Annotated in this window: 6 protein-coding genes; all 6 read right to left on the reverse strand. The window is 45.7% G+C overall.

The features are described 5' to 3' along the window. Positions 1 to 25: 25 nt before the first annotated feature. The 6 genes from GF617_RS26500 to GF617_RS26525 all read right to left on the reverse strand — a co-directional run bounded on the left by GF617_RS26500 (position 26) and on the right by GF617_RS26525 (position 3,479). Positions 26 to 475, reverse strand: a complete 450-nt coding sequence (locus tag GF617_RS26500) for an HNH endonuclease (protein ID WP_000241453.1) — start codon at positions 473 to 475, stop codon at positions 26 to 28. Positions 476 to 529: 54 nt separating this feature from the next. Beyond that, complete coding sequence (locus tag GF617_RS26505; protein WP_000159617.1) at positions 530 to 724, reverse strand: hypothetical protein; 195 nt, start codon at positions 722 to 724, stop codon at positions 530 to 532. Beyond that, positions 721 to 1,032 (reverse strand): hypothetical protein, encoded by a 312-nt coding sequence (locus tag GF617_RS26510; RefSeq protein ID WP_000172888.1) that lies wholly within the window; start codon positions 1,030 to 1,032, stop codon positions 721 to 723. The genes GF617_RS26505 and GF617_RS26510 overlap by 4 nt, the downstream gene beginning before the upstream one ends. Before the next feature lie 62 nt (positions 1,033 to 1,094). Then, a complete protein-coding gene (locus GF617_RS26515; protein ID WP_001180999.1) occupies positions 1,095 to 1,334 on the reverse strand; it encodes a hypothetical protein in 240 nt (79 codons plus the stop codon). A 249-nt stretch (positions 1,335 to 1,583) separates the two neighbouring features. Then, entirely contained in the window at positions 1,584 to 2,996 is a 1,413-nt protein-coding gene (locus GF617_RS26520) for a hypothetical protein (protein ID WP_022646499.1), read from the reverse strand. A 153-nt stretch (positions 2,997 to 3,149) separates the two neighbouring features. Further along, a complete protein-coding gene (locus GF617_RS26525) occupies positions 3,150 to 3,479 on the reverse strand; it encodes a hypothetical protein (protein WP_000140246.1) in 330 nt (109 codons plus the stop codon). Positions 3,480 to 3,616: the final 137 nt, after the last annotated feature.

Below are 3,616 nucleotides of genomic sequence, written 5' to 3' on the forward strand. Positions count from 1 at the left end.
TTGAATGGGTTCATGTGCAGCTCCATCAGCAAAAGGGGATGATAAGTTTATCACCACCGACTATTTGCAACAGTGCCATTTCTTTTCTCATTCCTTCAACACTAAAAGCTCCTTTAAAAAGGTTGCAGGGGGCGCATGATGGAAATAAGTTTTCTATAGCATGCAGTTCAGGGTGCATAACCTTACCCGTACTTCGGGCAACATGAGTTACGCCGCTGCCGACAGGGGCTCTCACCAGTTCAAAGTCGCGTCGAACAGGCTCAACATGATCGGCATGCCACCCTTTTTCAGGAAGCTTGCAACCACAATAGGCACAACGCCCCCCAAATTTCATTCGCAGCTCAGCTCGCTGTATTTTAGAGATCTTATTTTTAGGTTTTGAGAACCTACCATCAGGTGATTCAGCTTTGGATAACTTTGCTGAGGGCTCAGGTAATTCAACTAAATTCCCGTTGATATTTATCACCTTGACCATATCATTTTCCGCCTTTACTAAGCTCACGGGCACAGGAACTGGCTTAAGTAACCGCTAAAGATAACAGCCACTGACTGCATCTACCCAGACCTTCTGTTTATACTCAATAGGCCACCCCTCTTTATCTGCCCGGATGACGCAATCATTTACCGTGGTGCGTGACCGGATACGAACATCAAGCGGAAGCGAATCGTTATCCACACGAGCCTGTGCCTCATTTAAAATGCGTAAAAACATCTCTTTGGTCATTCAGATACCCCCTCAACTTTGCGAATTTTGATCAGATGAGGGCGACTCAGTTTACAAAGTTGTTCTGTCGCTTCATCAATCGAATTGAACCGATGAGCCTCTTCGATATTTAAAGTCCAGTATTTCGCTTTCCCTTCTCCCAGATCGGACTCAAAATAATTTCGCTTTACATCCATTTTTTTAGGCCTGCCATTTATCTTGACGACATTATGTCTGTCATCAAAAAGAAATTCGTCCCCCTCAAAAGTGATTAATACAAATGGCCCCTCAGGCTTGGAAGTCCGGGAACTTTCCATTTTCAAAGTCATACTTCAGCCTCTCGATAGAACTCATGAAACGTCAAATTAAAATGGACTCACACCACACTGATTCAGTATTCCTCCTGAACCCCATTAGGCTCTGTTGTGATTTCATATTTAATTCCGCCAGGTGCTCCCACAGCGTCCGCGACCGACTCACACAGCAGCGAGAGATCGTTGAGGGTCATTGGGTGTTCAATGTCCAGCGTGAAGAGTTTCCCGGCTTGCTTGGCGGCTGTCTTGTCAGCATGTTCGGCATTAAAAAGGTATACGGTGTGTTTTTCCTGAGCGGGTGTATTTTGATTTTGCATTGATGATCCTTTTGTTTAGTTCCCCGATTCCGGGGGTGAGTGAATTAATTTAAATTTATATTCGTCTGGTTTAATTAGAACGTTTCCACGCTATGCGTAAACAGGTAATGCAAGGGCTGTATCAACAGGATTAAAGTTACTTTTCTGGATGCAGCAACGCTTGGACATGATGTCCACATTACATCACGATCAAAGCTAAGTTTTTTTTGTATAACCCCTCCATTTTCGTGTGTTTCGCGTTTCAGACGCTTATACGACCTGCTTGACCATCCTCATCAGAAGGCGGTTTAACAGTCCTTTCGCTGTCGGGCGATTGCTATCGACATAGTAAAAACCTGTTTTGGTCGTACCGTGAGCACTGCTCAGCACCCTCAGTTCCCAGATAACGTCACGGATAACGCCGCCATTTTCTGGCTTAAGGCATTCAGATAAATGGCGCATGAAACGAGCTCTTACGGCACGGTAATAGCGGAACTCCTCTGGCTGGTTAGTATTTTCTTTCACCCGGAGTCGCTGGTTACACAGAGTTAGAACTGCATCCATCATTCCCGCCTTCAGCTTCGCCTGGATCGCACCTTGTTGCTGTTCCCTCTCACCTTCGAGTAACGTTAAAATTCTTTCTCCGAGTGCCGTCTTGTTGTGTACGTGCAACTGAACACAGGCAGCTACGCATGCCCAGAATCTGAACTTTTTTATCTGTCCACGCAATTTCCGGGCTACAACCTGACGGTATGCAGAATCACTGAGTATTTTAAAACGCCGACTGGCAACCAGCTCTGGAAGCGACACTCTGTCGCCTATCCCCAGGCGGGAAAAGGTTTGTCCCCGCTGTGCGAGACGATGATAGACAGCGCCCTTGCCTTTTGAAATTCGGACCGCGCCATAACGAAGAAGATACTGAGCAGCAGTCGTTGGAGTAAACTCACCGTCAGCGATGCGCTGGCGTAACCCGTCGTATTCATGCCAGATAATCCAGGACGCCGTATCTTCTTCAACAGTCAGCTCATCCTCTTCCTCGAATGCCACGACGACAGAACTGCTCTCTCCGGTCTTTAGGCTACGTGAAGCCCTGGGGTCAGCCTGCCCGTCAAAATAGGTCATCAGCGGCAACGTATCAGTCAGTCCATCATAAGCTGTACCGAACCGGCCTCCGGGCAGTTTCATCCAGAGTGGAGCTGGCATTGGTGTACGGGGCACAGGCTGCATGTCAGGCTCATCCTCAAGAAGGTCCAGATCGGCCTCTTCCCAGACCCTGCGATAGATCTCAATTGCCCGAAACGGGCGAGGGTTGAAACAGTGCAACGACCAGAGGAAATCAACGTGGATCACGTTTGCTTCCTGTACAAGCCGAAATTGTGGCTCAGCCATACGACGGTTATAAGCCGTATCGTCAACCTCGCCGGAAAGTAGCTTTCTGCGATGCTCTGCCGCACGTCTTGCTTCAACATAATCAAGGCTGCAACAGGCATGAAAAAGACGTTCAGTCAGGGACGAAGAAAAGATATTGGGTTGAAGACGCACATATCCGCCTTCGAACACTTTACGACCGATATAATCCCGCAGGCTCCAGTCGTACTGGATCTTAGAAAGAAATCGCTGAAGACGACTCAGGCCAGCCTGATAACCGTATTTCTCCGGGTCAGTTCGAAGGAGCGTTTCCATTGAATGGTCAACCCCTACTGCTGTGCAAAATGAGCACCCTATAATTCTGATCATTTAGAAATTTTTTTGCGTTTAAAATCAATGAATTGAAAGATTTCATTTTTCTAAGTCTGATAAAACAGATGAAAACCCAACTGACTATACTCATAAAACTCAATCTTTGCGCTGCTGTACGATACCAGTAATTACAGGTGCCGAGTTTAACATCATGAAAAGTAGCCCAATAATGAATGACGCAACGCCAGCTGCGGTGCCTAACTTCTGACTGAACACCATTGAAACAAAGTACATATTTGGGATAAAAACGGACATAGCAATCACGAAAAGTAACTTATTCAGATAATTATTTATTCGGGTCTTAACCTCAACTCTATCATAAAAAGCCATCGAAACGTAAGCAGTTATCAGTGAATAAAAAGACCATGTCATATAGTTAACCGATTCATTAAATGCCTCTCGCAAAAGCAAAGCACTTTCTGTCATTCCCTACCTCATTAAATCAATAGAAAATAAATCTGAATAATTTATTTTTAAAAGAAAAGAGGCTTTGTTGAATAAATCAGATTTCGGGTAAGTCTCCCCCGTAGCGGGTTGTGTTTTCAGGCAATACGCACGCTTTC

The sequence above is a fragment of the Lelliottia sp. RWM.1 genome (assembly GCF_016859735.1).
Lineage (GTDB): Bacteria > Pseudomonadota > Gammaproteobacteria > Enterobacterales > Enterobacteriaceae > Enterobacter.